A 16,911-nucleotide genomic window follows, 5' to 3' on the forward strand; every position below is an offset into this window, starting at 1 on the left:
CGGTGGTGCTCAGGACCACCAGTCGGAGTCGAGCTTGGCTTCCATGGAGCGCACGTGACGTCGCGAGCAGGCCTCGCAGAACGACTTCGCACGCCCACGCTCGACCGCGGTGGTCCATGCGAGGAGGCGGTTGGGGTCGGCCTCGTAGCATCCGCAGAAATCGCAGGTCTTCATGTCTCAACGATAGGTCGAATTCCTGCGCTTCCCACGGTGCAACACCGAAATTCTGGATCACCCGGATGTCAGGTCCGTGTTACCTCCCTGAGGGCAGGACACAGGCGCTGTCGAGGCCCAGAACGTGGTTGAGACGGCCGAACGCCAGCCACGATCCGAGGCACATGCTCAGCTCGACGATCTCGGCATCGGTGTAGTGGGCCGACATCCGGTCCCAGAAGTCCTGGTCGATGCCGTGGTGGTCGATCGCGTAGCGCTCGGCGTACTCCGCGGCGAGCCGGGTGCGGTCGTCGAAAGCGTCTGTCGTACGCCACTCCTCGACCGCCTCGGCGAACGACTCCTCGACCTTCTCGCCGTCTCGTTCGGTGCGCCAGTCGAGGCAGAAGACGCACCCGTTGATCTGCGCGATCCGCAACCGGGCGGCCTCGAACTCGCGGAGCCCGAGCGTGGTGTGCTCGTAGACGGCGAGCGAGAGGCCGGCGGCGGCCGGGCCGATCCCGTGAACCATCTCGCCCCAGACGTACGCGATCGGGTCCTTCCCCTCGGGGACGTCGATGATCATGCGGTCACACCTTCCTGGGCGGTCTTGGCCGCGCCGAGCTTGCCGGTCGCCGGACGCAGAGGTACGTCGAGCGCGTCGTAGAGGCCGGGGTCTGCGTCGACGAGCCACTCGACCGCGCCGACGAGCCGGCCGACCGCGGTGGCGTTGCCGCCCGCTGCCCGGTTTCCAGACTTGTCGGTCGCCTCGACCGTCACCTCGATCCGTGGGTCGCCCTCGATGATCACCCGGTGGGCGCCGTCGCCGTCGGGCGGCGTCGGCCAGTGCGGGGCGCACGAGGGATGGATGCGCGTGACGTGCTCGACGACGATGAGCGGCTCGCCGCCGACGATGCCCTGGACCTCGAAGCGCACCGCGCCCTGGGTGCCCTTCTCGAAGTCGCCCATCGAGGTGGTGGTCACGGTCTCGTCCAGCGGCAGCCGTTCGACGGTCTCCCGGATCTCGTCGAGCTCGACCTCGAGCCCGCGGGCGATCAACCGGACCTGACCGCCCCACACCATGGTCGGCACGGTCTCCATGAGCATCGGGGCGTCGTAGTCCATCGGCTGCCCCATCCCGACGAGATAGCGGACGGAGTCGGGCTGGTCGTAGGTCGAGTAGTCGAAGATCTCCTGGCACCGGACGACGTCCACGGTGCTGCCCAGACCACTGACCAGCAGCGGCAGCACGTCGTTCCCCCACCCCGGATCGACGCCGGAGACGAAGAGGGACCCACCACCCTCGGCGATCGCGGCCAGCACCGGCTCGCGCATCTCCGGCGGAGCGTTGCGCTGGTCGTAGAGCGCGTAGAGGGCGGGCGTGACGACCACGGCACCGGTCCCGAGCGCTCGCACGATGTCGGCGAGGGCCTCGTCCGGGCGGATGTCGCCCGATGCGGCGTACACGATCGCCTGCGGACGTGCCGCGAGCACCGCGTCGATGTCGTCGGTGGCGGCGACCCCGAGGTCACGGCCGAGCTCTGCGAGGTCGCCGGCGTCGCGGCCGACCTTCTCCGGATCGTGGACGAGCACGCTCGTCAGCTCGAGCCGTGGATGTGCGTCGACCGCGCTGATGGCGAGTCGACCGATGTTGCCCGTACCCCAAATGCATGTGGTGACCATGCGACCTCTCTCTGATCGGTTTGCATGAAAGTTGCGAAACCAGTGACACCCGTCACACGGATACTAGAACATGTTCTAGCAATCAGTGACGGAAGTGATGGAAAGGGAGGTCATCATGAACAACACACCACGGGAGGGCGGGCCGCGAGGCCTGTCACGCCGAGGATTCATGCTCGGCGCAGGGTCGCTGGCTGGGGCCGGGATGCTGGGAGGAGCATTCGGAACCAGCCCGACCTGGGCAGCCGCAGCGCCGTCGTCGATCGGCAACGGGGCGCAGGTGCCCGTGCTGGTCATCGGCACCGGCTACGGCGGCTCGGTCGCAGCCCTGCGACTGGCCCAGGCCGGCATCAACGTCCACATGGTCGAGATGGGCCAGGACTGGGCCACGGCCACCCCAGGGTCAGACGGCAAGATCCACCCCAAGATCACGAGTCCCGACCACCGCGCCTTCTGGATGCGCACTCGAACCAAACAGCCGCTCAAGAACTTCCTGGGGTTCCCGCTCGACAAGGACATCCCGAAGTACGCCGGGATCCTGGACGCCGAAGACTTCGCCGGGATCTCCGTCTACCAAGGACGCGGCGTCGGCGGCGGATCGCTCGTCAACGGCGGCATGGCCGTCACCCCGAAGCGCCAGAACTTCGGCTCCATCCTGCCCTCGGTGAGCGCCGAGGAGATGTACGCCACCTACTACCCGCGCGCCAACGCTGCCCTCGGCGTCGGATCGATCGACCCGGACTGGTTCGAGCGGACCTCGTACTACCAGTACTCGCGTGTGGGCCGGAAGCAGGCCCAGCGCTCGGGCTTCGCCTGGACGTTCGTCCCGGACGTGTACGACTGGAACTACATGGTTGCCGAGGACAACGGCACCGTTCCGAAGTCGGCGCTGGCGCAGGAGGTCATCTACGGGAACAACTACGGCAAGAAGACGCTGCCGAAGACCTACCTCGCCCAGGCCGCCGCCACCGGGAAGGTGGCGATCTCCTCGCTGCACCGGGCCACGTCGGTCCGGCCCGCGGCAGCCGGTGGGTACGACGTCGTCCTCGAGCAGATCAACACGGCCGGCGACGTCGTGGCCACGAAGACGGTCAACGCGGGCAAGGTGTTCTTCGCGGCCGGCAGCGTCGGCACGAGCAAGCTGCTGGTGAAGCTGAAGGCGACCGGCGCGCTGCCTGCTCTGAACAGCGAAGTCGGCCAGGGATGGGGCGACAACGGCAACGTCATGTGTGGACGGGCGAACCACATGTGGGACCCGACCGGTGACGTCCAGTCGACGATCCCGTGCTCGGGCATCGACAACTGGGATGCCGGTGGCGCTTTCGCCGAGGTCGCGCCGCTGCCTACCGGGATCGAGACGTACGCGTCGTTGTATCTCTCGATCACCAACACCACCCGCCGGGCCTCGTTCTCCTACAACGCGGGGAGCGGCGGGGTCGACCTGTCGTGGCAGACCGCCTGGAAGCAGGACTCCATCGCGATGGCAAAGACGATCTTCGACAAGATCAACCAGAAGGAAGGGACGATCTACCGGACGGACTTCTTCGGCAACAACAAGCAGTGGGGCGACCACCTGACCTACCACCCACTGGGCGGAGCCGTCATCAACAAGGCGACGGACAACTACGGCCGCCTGCACGGCTACAACGGCCTGTACGTCATCGACGGCGCGCTCATCCCCGGCAACACCAGCGTCAACCCGTTCGTCACGATCACCGCTCTCGCAGAGCGGAACATCGAGAGGATCATCGCCACCGACCTCTGATCGGCTCGGCTGAGATGTAGGACCGGCCAGTCCGAGGGTTTCTCGGACTGGCCGGTCATCTTCCACACCCGCGATCAGAGGGGTGAGGTCTTCTGCCCTGAGAGGGGCTTACAGCGCGCGGGCAAGAGCCAGCTTCGCCTGGACGGCGGCTCGCTCGGCCTTGCGGCCCAGGCGAGCAGCCTTGACGAGGGCATGGCCTCGCCGCAGTTCACGCGCCTCTCCCAGGCGCGCGGACATTTGCGCGCGCGCCAGGTCTTCGTAAAGCAAGTTCATCTGAGTGCTCCGTACTCGGTTGGTGTTCATGTCTGGTCGTCTCCTGCTGGTCAGCGGGCTCCGGCGCCCATGGTCATCACGATCGTGTTCATGGCTGTTGCCTTTCGTCGTTGAACGGCTGCTGGTGTTGAAGGTGTTCGGTTGCTCAGGCGGCGTCCTTGCGGGGCCGGCCACGGGGCCGCTTGCGGGGGATCACCTTCCCCTGCAGGAGCAGCTGGCCGCCCCAGACGCCCCAGGGCTCACGCCGGTCGAGGGCGCTGGCGAGGCAGAGCGGCTGCACGGGGCAGGTCGCGCAGAGCGTCTTGGCGAACTCGACGTCGGCAGGAGACTCGGCGAACCACAGCTCCGGGTTGTTGACCCGGCAGGGCAGCTGGTCCTCGTCGTAGCGGTTGGCGCGGTCGTGGAGAACGCCGAGAGTGACCTCGGGCTCGAGAATGCTGGTCATATGTACACCTCCTTTGTGACTGATCGCGGGTTTTGAGAAACAGAAAGGCCGCGGATCCCGGGTTTCGGGTTCCGCGGCCTGGAGGCTGCTGTGACTACGTGGTTCTACGTAGTCGGACAGCTCCAGGCTCGAATCCCGTGGGACTTGACCTTGATGGCATCCGCCTGCGGGGACACGAGTCCCTCGACGCGCATGCCGTAACCGGCGCCCGTAAAGGCACCAGCAGCCGGGGTGGCCCACTTCGGGCTGGACAGCTCGGGGTGGCCGCACGCGGACATGGCGATGCCATTGATCGGCGTCTTGATCTGGTTGATCTTCACTGGGGCCACCTCCTTCGGGGCTGTCGGGCGCGCCTCATCGGCGCGCGGCTTTACTTGATGAAAGAACAGTAACCGGCCGGGCAGGTCGGCCGCAAACGATTAAACCCGTTGATTTCGAGGAATTTCTCTGAAGGGTTTCAGGCCTCGGCGACGATCACCTCAAGGACTTCCGAACCGTACGTCTCCACCTTGCTGCGGCCGATGCCGGCGATGCGCTGCAGGTCCTGGAGCGTGCCCGGCTTCTGCTCGGCGATCTGCTCGAGGGTCGCGTCGGTGAAGACCACGAAGGCAGGCTTGCGGATCGCCTCGGCGGTCTCCTTGCGCCACTGCTTCAGCCGGTCGTAGAGCGCCTCGTCGTAAGGCGCGTCGCAGCCCTCGTGGCGACCCATCCGCTTCTCGGCCGCCGAGCCGAGCGGCCCGCCGCAGGCCTTGCACATCCTGGCCTTCCCGGAGCCGGGGCGCCGCGTCGGCGCCACGGACCGAGCCGGCCGCAGCGGGTCGAGGAACCGCGACGGCCTGCGCCGCGCGGCCTGGCCCGGCTGACGTGCCAGCGCCCAGGACAGGGTCAGATCGACCCGCGCCCGGGTGAGGCCGACGTAGAGCAGCCGCCGCTCCTCCTCGATCTCGGCCGGGGTCGGCTCCTCGCCACGGAGGATGAACGGCATCGTGCCGTCCTGGAGGCCGACCAGGAACACCGAGTCCCACTCCAGCCCCTTGGCGGCGTGGAACGTCGCCAGGGTCACCCCCGAGGGCACCGGCGCGTGCTGCTCGGCCGCGCGGCGGTCGAGCTCCGCGACGAGGCCGGCCAGGTCGCCGCCGGCCGCGGAGAAGGTGCGCGCCTGGTCGATCAGCGCCTGCCACGACTCCCAGCGATCGCGGGTCTGCCCCCGCCCCTCGGGCGGCTCGGAGGTCCAGCCCATCCCGGCCAGGATCCCGTGGACCGACTCCAGCAGCTCGTCACCGATCACGGCACCCTGGCCGCCTCGCGCCGCGCCGCGGATCCGGGTCACCGCCTCACGGACCTCGGGCCGGTCGAAGAACCGGGCGGCGCCGCGCAGGACGTACGGGATCCGGCGGGCGGTGAGCGCGTCCTCGTAGGCCTCCGACTGGGCGTTGATCCGGAACAGGATCGCCATCTCGTGGTAGGGCTTGCCGGCCTGGTGCAGGCGCAGGATCTCGGCGGCGACACCCTCGGCCTCGGCGACCTCGTCGGGCTGCTCGACGTGCTCGACGGCGGGACCGGAGTCGCGCTGGGCCTGGAGCTGGACACCAGCGCTCGGCGTACCCTCCAGGATCTTGTTGGCGGCCTTCACGACCTGCGGCGAGGAGCGGTAGTTGCGGACCAGCTCGACCGAAGTGGCACCGGGGTGCTTCGTCGGGAAGTCACGCAGGTAGGCGGCGTCGGCGCCGGCGAAGGTGTAGATCGTCTGCGCCGGGTCGCCGACGACGCAGAGCTCGCTGCGCCCGCCCAGCCACAGGTCGAGCAGCGCCGACTGCAGCGGCGAGACGTCTTGGAACTCGTCGACGGTGAACCACTTGTACTGCCGCCTGACCTGCGCTGCGACGCGCTCGTCGTGCTCCAGGAGGCCGGCGGTCAGGAGCAGCACGTCCTCCATGTCCATCCGCGCCTGGGTGCGTTTGACGTCCTCGTAGGCCGCATAGATGTGTCCCACCATCGAGGGGGTGAGTCCACCGACCTCCCGGCCCCGAGCCTCGGCCGACTTCGGGTAGTCGTCGGGGTGGACGTTGGAGACCTTCGACCACTCGATCTCCGAGGCCAGGTCGCGCGCCTGGGCCTGGTCGACGTTGATCCGCTGGCGCTGCGCGGCCGCGCGGATCAGCGGGATCTTCGACTCGGTCAGGTTGGGCAGCTCGGTGCCGTAGACCTTGGGCCAGAAGAACCGCAGCTGGCGCAGGGCGGCGGAGTGGAAGGTGCGCGCCTGGACCGCACCGGCGCCCATCGCGCGCAGTCGCTGCCGCATCTCCCCCGCGGCGCGGGTGGTGAAGGTGACGGCGAGGATCTCCTGCGGCGCGTAGACACCGGTGGCGACGCCGTAGGCGATCCGGTGGGTGATCGCCCGGGTCTTGCCGGTCCCCGCACCCGCCAGCACCCGGACCGGACCGCGCAGTGCCTCCGCCACCCGGCGTTGCTCAGGGTCGAGGGCGGCGAGGAGGGACTCGGGGGTCATGGGCGGGAAGAACTCCTCGGGGTGGGAACGTTGTGCCTTGGAGGCCAACACTATTGGCTCGCACCGACAGTTCTGATGAGGAGATCCCCCGATGAGCAGCTTCACGATGTACACCACACCCTGGTGTGGATACTGCCAGCGACTCAAGGGTCAGCTCGGCCGTGAAGACATCACCTTCGACGAGGTCGACATCGAGCAGGTCCCCGAGGCCGCGCAGATCGTCGAGCAGGCCAACGGCGGCAACCAGACCGTCCCGACCCTCGTCTACTCCGACGGCACCGCGATGACCAACCCGTCGATCGCTCAGGTCAAGGCGAAGCTCGCCGAGCTGGTCTGACACCGGTCACCACGAGCCGGGCAGCTCCCCGCCGTACCACTCCTCGACCAGCGAGCGGCTGATCGAGATGCCGCTGGGCAGCTTGATCTCACCGCTCCTCGCGACCGCGGCGAGCTCCGCGCGGGTGAACCAGCGCGCCTCGCGGATCTCGTCCGCGTCGACCGTGATCTCGGTCGACGCCGCACGTGCGAAGAAGCCGAGCATCAGGCTGGCCGGCAGCGGCCACGGCTGGTTGCCGAAGTAGTCGACCTGCCCGACGCGTACGCCGACCTCCTCACCGACCTCGCGACGGACCGCGTCCTCGAGCGACTCCCCCGGCTCGACGAAGCCGGCGAGGGTGGAGAAGTTGGGCGCGGGCCAGCGGGTGTGGTTGCCGAGCAGGCAACGCTCCTCGTCGCTCCCGGGCTCCCCCGACGTCACCAGCATGATCACCGCCGGGTCGGTGCGGGGGAAGGTCAGGTGACCTTCCGTGCAGACGAGCTCGTGACCGGCCGCCCGCGGTTGGAGGCCGCCGCCGCAACGCGAGCAGAACCGGGTCGCCCGGTGCCACTCGGCCAGGCCGATCGCGTGCATCAGGAAGCTCGCCTCGGTCGTGTCGGCGAGCAGCGCGGGGAAGAGGCCGCGCAGGTCACGCCACGTCTCTCCGGCCTCCTCACGGCCAGTGAGCACGGCGAAGCTCGCTCCATCGGGGGAGTCGCCGAGGAGCAGCCGGATCCCTTCCGGAGAGGCTTCCGGCGTACGCCACCTCACTCCGGTCTCGCCTGACGGCTCGACCCTGTTGCCGGCGACCACGAGGACCCTCGTGGTCTCGGCGGACCAGGCCTTCTCGACCCAGCCGTCGTCGGCGCGCAGATGGCCGGAGCGGTCGTGGGGGCTTTGGATGATTCGCAGATGGATGGGCAGCTTCGGGGAGTCCACCCGGCAGAGCCTATGAGGTGGGTATAGGTTCCGCGGCGTGGATCGGTTTTGGCGCATCGCCGCTGTCGTCTCCGTCGTGGTCGCCCTGGCGATCAACGCCTACATCGCCTGGGGTTCCAGCCTCTCGTTCATGTACGACGAGATCGGCACCGTCATCCATGGACGGACCGTCCTCGGACTCGACTCGCCACAGCTGAACACCCCCGGCTACTACCCCGGGTGGGGCGTGCTGCTGGCGCCGTTGTGGCTGGTCACGTCCAACGTGTTCACGTTCTACAAGATGGCGATCGTCGTCGGCCTGGTGATCAGCATGCTCACCATCTGGCCGCTCGCCCGGGTCGCGGTCCGGCTCAGCGGGGTCACTCCGGCGCAGGGTGTCGTCGCCGGCGCCATCGTGATGGCCCTGCCGCCCCGCGCGATCCAGGCCGACTACATCCTCTCCGAGCGGCTGGTCACGCTGCTCGTCGTCCTCGCGACCCTGGCGGCGTTCCGGCTCTGGGAGAAGCCGACCTATCGCGGCGTACTCCTGCTCAGCCTGCTCACCGGGCTCGCGCTCTTCTCCCACGCCCGGATGCAGGTCTTCGTCGCCGCGGTCGCGCTGTGGCTGACCTGCTTCATCGTGCACAGCTTCGTGGTACGCAAGTGGCAGGTTGCCCGTGTCGCCCTCGTCGGGCTGGTCGCCACCGGCGTGCTCGCCGTCGCCGCCAACAAGGCCGCGCTCTGGTTCCACGCGCAGCTGGTGCCGTGGAAGTTCATCCAGGCGCAGGACTTCTTCGAGAAGGTCACCCAGGCCAACCCGCGATACTGGGTCGACACCTTCGCAGGCGAGGCCTGGACGCAGATGATCGGGAGCTTCGGCCTCGTGGTCGTCGGCCTGGTCGTGGTCACCGCCTTGTTCTGGAAGGAGCTCCGCTCGCGACAGGTGGGGCCGGCCGGGTTCGTGCTGATCGCGGCCGGGTCGATGTACGTCCTCAGCTGTCTGAACTGGGGCAACGAGTACTCGCTGTTCACCATGGAGTGGCGGCGCTTCGACTACTGGATCTACGGGCGCTACATCGACCCCGTCTTCGCGGTCCTCGTGCTGGCCGGGGTCTGCGCGGCGATCCAGGCCGTACGCTCCCGTGCGGTCCTCGTCTGGACCTGGGTGATCGTCGCCGGGATCTCGCTGGTGACCATCCTCGTCGTCGCCCCCGACGCACCCACCTGGGCCTACACCACCCCGGCGCACATCCCCGGCGCGATCCCGTGGTGGTGGGCGCTTCCGGACGGGCAGTTCCCGCAGCCGGGACCCATTCCGTCGTTCACCAACGACAACCGCTTCTGGCTGATCGCGACCCTGTGTGCTCTGGTGCCGCTGGCGATCTGGACGCTCCTCGCGGCCCTCTCCCGGCTGAGCCCCCGGGTCGGCGACCGGGTGCGCTCGGTGGTCGTCACCGCGCTCGTTCTGGTCGTCGGTGTCGCCGGCTCTGCCGTCGCCGACGTGGCCTCCGACAAGTTCCACGACCACTTCGACCACGCCACTCCGGTCGTCGACGACCTGCGTTCGATCCTCGCCGAGCACCCCGACGCGGTCGTCGCCTACGACGACAACTGCCCCCGCCGCCATTCGGCGATGAACTCCGAGCGCAACTGGCTGATGTGGTGGATGCTTCCCACCATCGTCAAGCGGCAGTGGGAGTGGGGCGACGACATCGTCTTCTCGTGCCCGGAGGGCGAGCCGGCCTTCGTCACCGGCGCGGTGATGCTGCGCGAGCGGCCGTTCCCGCTTGCGACCGTCTGGATTCTTCCTGGTGACCTGCTCGACTCGCTGCGGGAGTCTGGGGAGCTGCCGGAGGTTGCTCGGACGGTGAAGTAACTCGGCGTGATGGCTGCCGGCCGACACTGTTGTTCGTGGCTGGTCAGGCGCGGCGGCCCCAGTGTGGCCGCGGGGTAGTCGCTCCTCGGGACGTGGCCGCCCCCACGGCGAACGAAAATTCATTCACCCTGGCAGAAGAAGACGCTCTCCGGGGTGAACGAAACTTTCTTCACCCCGGCATGCCGAAGGAATTTTCGTTCACCCACGCACCGACCGCCCCACGGCGATCTCGGCGTGAACGAAAATTCGTTCACCCTCAGATCCCAAGCCCCTACCCGACCCGGATCTCCGCGCCAAACCCCTGCCGCCGACCCGATAGCCAGCCAAATCTTTCTCGGCGACGGCCGGTGTCAAGGACCGCGAAGCGGCCGGCGTCAGCCGGCGGCCGAAGGCCGTCCTTTACTCCGGACGCCGCCGAGAAGACCCTCAAGCAAGGGTCGGCGGCAAACACCAACCACAAAGAAGCGGTCAGCGCCCCCCGCCCAATATCTCCTCCAACTCCCCCCGCCCAGGAAGCGCAGAAGGCTCGACCAGCCGCCCGGACCGCACGTAGTAGAAAGCCGCCCTAACCCGAGACAACGGCACCCCCATCAGCTCAGCCCACCCGACCCGATACAGCGCGAGCTGGAGCGGATCGGCGTTCTGGCTCTGGTTGGTCTTCCAGTCGACGATCAAAAAGCTCCCGTCCGGCTCCTGGTAGACGGCGTCGATCCGTCCCCGAACGACCTGGCCTGCCAGAACGATGGCGAACGCCGCCTCGACCCGGAACGGCGGCCGGTCCGCGAAGGGCCCGTTCTCGAAGGCGCTGATGACCTCCTCGAGGCCGGACTCGTCCTCGATGCCGTGGTCTGCACGACCGGGGAGATCATCGGGGTCGAAGAGGTCCTGCTGGCCGAAGCGGGCCTCGACCCAAGCGTGGAACCGGGTGCCGAAGCGGGCCTGGGAGGACGGCTTGCGGGGCATCGGGCGGACCAGGTCGGCGGCGAAGCCGAGCGGGTCGTCGCGCAGCTTCGACATGGCGGTGGCCGAGAGCGAGGACGGCAACGGTACGACCACCTCCGGAGCGCGCTCACGCTCCGCCTCGGTGAGCAGCCGCTCGATCTCCTCGTCCCACTGGTTCACCGTCTCGAGCAGGGTGAGGTCTTCGAGATCATCGGGCCCAGGCGTCGCCTCGCGAACCAGCCTGGCCGCCTCCAGCCGGCGCTCCACCTCGGGGGTGTGGTGGTTGATCGGCCACGGGAGATCGACCTCCTGCGCTGCGTACGGGCTCTCCTCCTCGCCCTTGACTACGACGTCGGCCCAGCGGTCGGGCTTGGCGCCCCACTGCAGCAGCGCCTCCCGGGTCTTCTCGACATAGACCGACGGCCCGCGGCCCTCCTTCAGGGAGGGCGACCAGCGCCAGCACGAGACGAACTGGATGTGGCGAGCACGGGTCCAGGCGACGTAGGCCAGCCGAAGCTCCTCGACGCGCTCGTGCTCCTTCCGCTCGGCGAGGAGCTCGTCGATCGAGTCGGCGTCGTGGCCGTGGAGCTGCGGCAGGTCGGCGCGATCACCGCGGAGAGCGGCGGGCATGACCGAGGGGACGGTCAGCCACGAGGATCGGGTCTGGCCGGTGGGGAACTTCTTGTGGGTGACCCCGACCAGGAAGACGACGTCCCATTCGAGTCCCTTGGCGCGGTGGACGGTGAGCAGCTTGACCGAGTCGGCCTCCGAGGGGGTGGCGACGTCGAGGCCCTGGCCGTATTCGTCCTCCGCCTCGAGGTAGGCCAGCAGCGCGGCGAGGGTGACCTGCCCATCGAGACCCTCGAAGTCGGCGACCGCCTGGACGAAGAGGTCGAGGTTGTCCCGCCGGGCCGAGGCCGCCGGGGAGACCGAGGCGGCCAGCTCGATGTCGATGCCGGTGACGTCGATGATCCGCCGGACCAGGTCGAGGAGCGGCTCGTTGACCGCCCTGCGCAGCCCACGGAGCTCGTCGGCGAGAAGCTTGAACCGCTCCCGGGCCTGCGGTGAGTAGTCGTAGTCGGAGGGGTCGCCGGGATCCTCCAGCGCGTCGTTGAGCGAGGGAATCTCAGTGGGGTCGGTGCCCTCGACCGCCGCCTCCAGCTGCCGCTCGATGTCGGCGAACTCCTCCGCGCCGCCGACGACCCCGGCCAGGTCGCGTGACCTGCGGCCGAGGATGGCCAGGTCGCGCGGACCGATCGCCCAGCGTGGACCGGCGAGCAGCGTGAGCAGCGCGGCGTTGGCGGTGACGTCGTGGAGCAGCTCCATGGTGGCCACGACCTCGGCCACCTCGGGCAGCCGCAGCAGCCCCTTCAGACCGACGATCTCGACCGGGATCTCGCGAGCGGTGAGCGCGTCGAAGACCGCCGCCGCCTGCGAGTTGTCCCTGGTCAGGACGCCGATCTCCTTCCACTCCCCCACCGCCTCATGGGCCTCGATCACCTTGTCGGCGAGCCAGAGCAGCTCATCGTCGTACGTCTCGTGGACATGCACCCGCACCTCACCGTCGCGCGCCCCCTCGGCGGCGACCAGGCGCTCCTTCTCGCGACCCTCGTAGAGCTGGGCGGCCAGATGGTTGGCGGTGTCGAGGATGCGTGCGTCGGAGCGGCGGTTGACGGTCAGGGAGTAGGCGGGGCGCCGTCCGTCCTTCGCCGGGAAGTCGCGGCCGAACTCGAGGATGTTGCTCACCGAGGCGCCGCGCCAGCCGTAGATCGCCTGGTTGGGGTCGCCGACGGCGGTGACGGGGTGTCCGTCGCCGAAGAGGCGGGCGAGCATCTGGGCCTGCGCCACCGAGGTGTCCTGGTATTCGTCGAGCAGCACGACCTTGAACTTCCCGCGCTCGATCTCGCCGACCTCGGGCGTCTCCACGGCCAGCCGGGCGGCGAGAGCGATCTGGTCGGAGAAGTCCATCAGCCCGAGTCGGTCCTTGAGCCGCCGGTAGCCGTCGACCAGGTCGAGCAGCTCGTAGCGCTTGTCGATCGCGTCGATCGCCTTCTCGACCTTGGTCAGCTTGGTCTTGACCCGTTTCCCGTCGGCCAGCTGGGCCGTGAGGTCGGCCACCTCCAGCGCGAACAGCGACCGCTCGTTGCGGTCGTAGGCGCGCAGCGTGGCGGGGTCGACGAGGTGCTCGGAGAGCTCGGAGTCGAGCGCGAGCAGCTGCTGGACGGCCAGCTTCGGGTAGTCGGTGAGCTTCTCCACCGGGTGGGTGTGCCGGGCCAGGGCTCGAGCCGCCAGCTGGTAGCGGGTCGCGTCGGCGATCAGCCGGGTGTCGGGTTCGTGACCGATCCGCAGGCCGTGCTCGGAGAGCAGGCCGGAGGCGTAGGAGTGGTAGGTCGCAACCGTCGGCTCGGTGGGCTCGTCATCCTCCTCGCCGGGCCGCGGCGGGCCCTCGCGGCGCTCCGGCCACAGCCCCGCCTTCTGCAGCGACTCCCGGATCCGGGTGGCCAGCTCGGCGGTCGCCTTGGTGGTGAAGGTCAGACCGAGCACCTCCCCAGGAAGCACGCGGCCGGTGGCGACCAGCCAGACGACTCGAGCGGCCATCACCGCGGTCTTGCCGGACCCGGCGCCGGCGATCACCACGGCCGGCTCCAACGGCGCCGTGATCGCGCGGAACTGCTCCTCGCTGTAGAGCCAGTCGTGGCCCATCAGCTTGGCGAGCTCCTCAGGGGTCTCGACGGTCATGCTCATGACAGCACCGATCCCGAGGTCTGCGCCGGGCAGAGCGAGACGAACTGGCACCGGTCGCACTGTTTGCCGGGTCTGGCCACGAACTCCTCGGCGCGCACGGTCGCCACCGCCTTCTCCAGCTGAGTGATGATCTCGGGCGGCTCGGGAGCCTGCACCTGCACCTTCGGCAGCTCGCTCCCCGAACCCGCGGGATGGCGCAGCTGGATCAGCTCCGCACCACCGGAGGTCGCCCCAGGTGCCAGCGACGAGGCCGCGCCGTGCTCGACGGCCAGCTGGTAGAGGCCGAGCTGGCCGTGCTCCTTGACCTCCTGCGCGGTGGGCGGATACTTCCCGGTCTTCAGGTCGACGACGACGATCCGGCCGCTCTCATCGAGCTCCAGGCGGTCCGCATAGCCGTTCAGCCGCACCGTCTCCCCGCTGGGAAGCGAGACCTTCGCCGTCAGCTGCTCCTCGAAGCCGATCACGGTCCGCGCGCCGGGGCGCCGGTGCCAGGTCAGGAACCTGGCCAGCACGTCGCGGACCGCCTCCCGCTCGCGGGCGGCGGACCAGGGCGTACGGAACTCGAGGCGGCCCCAGACCTCGTCGACGAACGGCATCAGGTCCTCGACGGTGGCGGCGTCGAGGTCGCCCCGGGCGAGCTGCTCGGCGATCGCGTGCACCACCTTGCCGAATCCCTGGCTCGAGGAGTCGGTGACGGCACCGCCCGCCTCGCGGGCCAGGAACCATTGCGCGGGGCAGGTCAGGATCGCCTCCAGCGCCGACGCGCTCAGCGTGATCGGACGGTCCTCGGGGCGCACCGCGGCCGAGGCGTACGTCGGGGCTCGCAGCCCCCACCAGGTCGACGGGTCGGCGGAGAGCGCGATCCGCTTGCCGCGCACCTCGGTCGCGGCCAGCATCGCAAGCCTCCTCGCGGCGGCCTCGCGCAGCGCGTCGGGTTGGGCAGGATCCGCGGCGGTGCGGCGTAGCTCGGCGACCAGACCGGCCAGCGACAGCGGTCGGGTCGGCCTGCCGACGCGGTGACGGATCTGGTCCTCACGCAGGCCGAGCTCGTTGATGAACCGCGACGGCTGGTCGCCGTCGTCGTCGGGTGACTTCACCGCGGTCACGACCAGCCGGGACCGGGCACGGGTGGCGGCGACGTAGAAGAGCCGGCGCTCCTCGGCGAGCATCGCCGAGCGGGTCAGCGGCGGCAGCAGCCCGCCGTGACGGCCGTCCGGCAGCGCCGGGGCGATCCGGTCGGGGCCGAGGAGCGAGTCGCGCCGGCGCAGGTCGGGCCAGGCCCCTTCCTGGACGTGGGCGACGACCACCAGACCCCACTCCAGCCCCTTGGAACGGTGGGCGGTGAGCAGCCGCACCGCCGAGCCGCGCACGCCCTTGTCGGCCAGGGTGTCGGCCGGGATCTCCTGGGCACGAAGCGTGGCCAGAAAGGTCTCCACCGAGGTGAACTCCTGGCGTCCCTCGATCTTGGCGGCGGTGTCGAAGAGCGCCACGATCGCGTCCAGGTCGCGGTGCGCCAGCCGCGCCGCCGCACCGCCCGACTCCACCTGCGCCCGCAGCCGCTGCCCCCACTCGGCACCGTCCCACAGCGTCCACAGCACCTGCTCGGCCCCGGCCCCGTCTTTCAGCACGGTCCGCGCCTCGGCAAGCAGAGCCGCAAGCCGGCGGACCCGCCCCAGCACCCGCTCCTCGCCACCCCCGCCGCGACCCCCGCCGGTCGAGCCGCCCCCGCTGGTCGAGCCGGATTCGTGAGGTACGAACGAATCCGTGTCGAGACCAGCGGCGAAACCGGGATCGAGCACGGCGCGGCGTACGAGATCGTGTGCGGCGACGTCGGGAAAGCGAGCCCGCAGGGTGCGGGTGAGCGCGCGGACGTCGGTGGCGTCGAGGCCACCGAGAGGACCGGTGAGCAGCTCCTCGCACCGGTCGGGGCGTACGTAGCGCTCGTCGAGGTCCGACTCGACGTCGGCGTCGACGACGATCCCGAGCGCGTCGAGGAGGACCGCGGCGGCGGGCTCGCGGACCAGCGGGGTCTCGTCGGCGGCGACCTCGACCGGGACACCGGCGGCGGTCAGCGACCGGCGCAGTTGCGGGATCGAGGTGCGGCCCGAGCGCACCAGGACGGCCATGTCGGACCAGTCGATGCCGTCCTCGAGATGCGCGCGGCGGAGCAGGTCGGCGATGTGCTCCGTCTCGGCGCGGTCGGTGTCGAAGGTGAGCACCTCGGCCCGGCCGGGGTCCTGAGCCAGCGGATGCGGGTTTCGGAACGTGTCATAGGCAGCGGAAGGGATCGAGCCGCGCACCGAGATGCCCGCCGCGATCGACCGCGACGCCCGCAGCAGCCGCGATCCGAACCGCCGGGTCGTCCCGAGCGCCACCACCGGCGCGTGCCGGCGTTGCCTGGTCAGGAACTGGGAGGGGAAGTCGAGGATCCCGTTGACGTCGGCGCCCCGGAACCCGTAGATCGACTGGTCGGGGTCGCCCACCACGATCAGGTCGCGCCCGTCACCGGCGAGCGCCTGCAGCAGGGCGACCTGGCTCGGGTCGGTGTCCTGGTATTCGTCCACGAACACGCACGCGAACTCCGCCCGGAGCTCGGCCGCATGCCGCTCGGCCTCGATCACCCCACGCATGATCAGGTCGGGGTAGTCGATCGCCGACTGCGCACCGAGCACGTCGAGATACTGCTCCAGGAACCACCCTGCCGCGACGAACTCTGAGATGCCCTCCTCCCGGCCGAGCGCCACCAGCTGGTCAGGATCCAGACCTCGCTCGCGCGCCCGCGCGATCACGGTCTGCACCTCCCGCGCGAACCCGCGGGTGCCGATCGCCATCCGGAACCGCTCCGGCCACCGCACCGACTCCGGGTGGTCGGCCAGCAGCTCCTGCAGCACCACATCGGCCTCCGGCGCCGAGAGCAGCGTCAGCGGGGCGGCGTAGAGCTCGGCCGGTGCATAGCGGCGCACCAGGCCGTAGGCGAAGGAGTGGAAGGTCGAGGAGACCGCCCCGGACAACGTCCGCCCAAGCCGTGCGGTCACTCGGTCGCGCAGCTGCTCGGCGGCCTTGCGGGAGAAGGTCAGGGCCAGCAGCTGGTCAGGACGTACGCCGCGGTTCTCGATCCGGTCGACCACCGCCTCGACCAGCGTGGTCGTCTTGCCGGTCCCGGGTCCGGCCAGCACGAGCAGCGGTCCGCCGGGATGCTCCACGACCGACCGCTGGTGCTCGTCGAGCACCGGCACACCGACGGCACTCGGCGGCGGGGCAAGGCGGTAGGAGACGGTCACGGGCTCCACCC

Annotated in this window: 13 protein-coding genes; 3 read left to right on the forward strand and 10 right to left on the reverse strand. The window is 69.5% G+C overall.

Annotation, left to right across the window (positions count from 1 at the left end; all coding sequences use genetic code 11):
* Positions 1-9: 9 nt before the first annotated feature.
* The 3 genes from ACFV9G_RS02375 to ACFV9G_RS02385 all read right to left on the reverse strand — a co-directional run bounded on the left by ACFV9G_RS02375 (position 10) and on the right by ACFV9G_RS02385 (position 1,833).
* The gene (locus ACFV9G_RS02375) at positions 10-174 is read right to left on the reverse strand and encodes a hypothetical protein (RefSeq protein ID WP_378724564.1); all 165 of its coding nucleotides are present in this window, start codon (positions 172-174) and stop codon (positions 10-12) included.
* 79 nt (positions 175-253) lie between these two features.
* Positions 254-736 carry a carboxymuconolactone decarboxylase family protein gene (locus ACFV9G_RS02380; protein WP_378724566.1) on the reverse strand — a complete coding sequence of 161 codons (483 nt, stop codon included), beginning with the start codon at positions 734-736 and terminating at the stop codon, positions 254-256.
* Entirely contained in the window at positions 733-1,833 is a 1,101-nt protein-coding gene (locus ACFV9G_RS02385; protein WP_378724567.1) for a dihydrodipicolinate reductase, read from the reverse strand. Before ACFV9G_RS02385 ends, ACFV9G_RS02380 begins: the two co-directional genes overlap by 4 nt.
* A 115-nt stretch (positions 1,834-1,948) precedes the next feature.
* On the opposite strand from ACFV9G_RS02385, the gene ACFV9G_RS02390 reads away from it, so the two are divergent.
* On the forward strand, positions 1,949-3,595 hold the full coding sequence (locus ACFV9G_RS02390; protein ID WP_378724569.1) for a GMC oxidoreductase: 1,647 nt from the start codon (positions 1,949-1,951) through the stop codon (positions 3,593-3,595).
* 108 nt (positions 3,596-3,703) lie between these two features.
* On the opposite strand, the gene ACFV9G_RS02395 is transcribed toward ACFV9G_RS02390, so the two are convergent.
* The 4 genes from ACFV9G_RS02395 to ACFV9G_RS02410 form a co-directional block, all read right to left on the reverse strand.
* Complete coding sequence (locus ACFV9G_RS02395; protein WP_229788002.1) at positions 3,704-3,868, reverse strand: hypothetical protein; 165 nt, start codon at positions 3,866-3,868, stop codon at positions 3,704-3,706.
* Positions 3,869-4,013: 145 nt separating this feature from the next.
* A complete protein-coding gene (locus ACFV9G_RS02400) occupies positions 4,014-4,313 on the reverse strand; it encodes a WhiB family transcriptional regulator (protein WP_355021597.1) in 300 nt (99 codons plus the stop codon).
* Between the two features lie 104 nt (positions 4,314-4,417).
* Positions 4,418-4,633 (reverse strand): hypothetical protein, encoded by a 216-nt coding sequence (locus tag ACFV9G_RS02405; protein ID WP_378724571.1) that lies wholly within the window; start codon positions 4,631-4,633, stop codon positions 4,418-4,420.
* A gap of 137 nt (positions 4,634-4,770) precedes the next feature.
* Positions 4,771-6,822 carry an ATP-dependent DNA helicase UvrD2 gene (locus ACFV9G_RS02410; protein WP_378724572.1) on the reverse strand — a complete coding sequence of 684 codons (2,052 nt, stop codon included), beginning with the start codon at positions 6,820-6,822 and terminating at the stop codon, positions 4,771-4,773.
* Positions 6,823-6,913: 91 nt separating this feature from the next.
* On the opposite strand from ACFV9G_RS02410, the gene ACFV9G_RS02415 reads away from it, so the two are divergent.
* A complete protein-coding gene (locus ACFV9G_RS02415; protein WP_378724573.1) occupies positions 6,914-7,159 on the forward strand; it encodes a mycoredoxin in 246 nt (81 codons plus the stop codon).
* A 6-nt stretch (positions 7,160-7,165) separates the two neighbouring features.
* Here ACFV9G_RS02415 and nudC read toward each other — a convergent pair whose 3' ends face one another.
* Positions 7,166-8,077: an NAD(+) diphosphatase gene (nudC, locus tag ACFV9G_RS02420; RefSeq protein WP_378724574.1), complete on the reverse strand. Its 912-nt coding sequence runs from the start codon at positions 8,075-8,077 to the stop codon at positions 7,166-7,168.
* A gap of 37 nt (positions 8,078-8,114) precedes the next feature.
* Between nudC and ACFV9G_RS02425 the strand changes: the two genes are divergently transcribed.
* Entirely contained in the window at positions 8,115-9,932 is a 1,818-nt protein-coding gene (locus ACFV9G_RS02425) for a hypothetical protein (RefSeq protein WP_378724576.1), read from the forward strand.
* A 468-nt stretch (positions 9,933-10,400) separates the two neighbouring features.
* On the opposite strand, the gene ACFV9G_RS02430 is transcribed toward ACFV9G_RS02425, so the two are convergent.
* Positions 10,401-13,619: a UvrD-helicase domain-containing protein gene (locus ACFV9G_RS02430; RefSeq protein ID WP_378724578.1), complete on the reverse strand. Its 3,219-nt coding sequence runs from the start codon at positions 13,617-13,619 to the stop codon at positions 10,401-10,403.
* A complete protein-coding gene (locus ACFV9G_RS02435; RefSeq protein WP_378724579.1) occupies positions 13,616-16,900 on the reverse strand; it encodes an ATP-dependent helicase in 3,285 nt (1,094 codons plus the stop codon). Before ACFV9G_RS02435 ends, ACFV9G_RS02430 begins: the two co-directional genes overlap by 4 nt.
* Positions 16,901-16,911: the final 11 nt, after the last annotated feature.

It is taken from the genome of Nocardioides sp. NPDC059952 (genome assembly GCF_042730435.1).
Taxonomy (GTDB): domain Bacteria; phylum Actinomycetota; class Actinomycetes; order Propionibacteriales; family Nocardioidaceae; genus Nocardioides.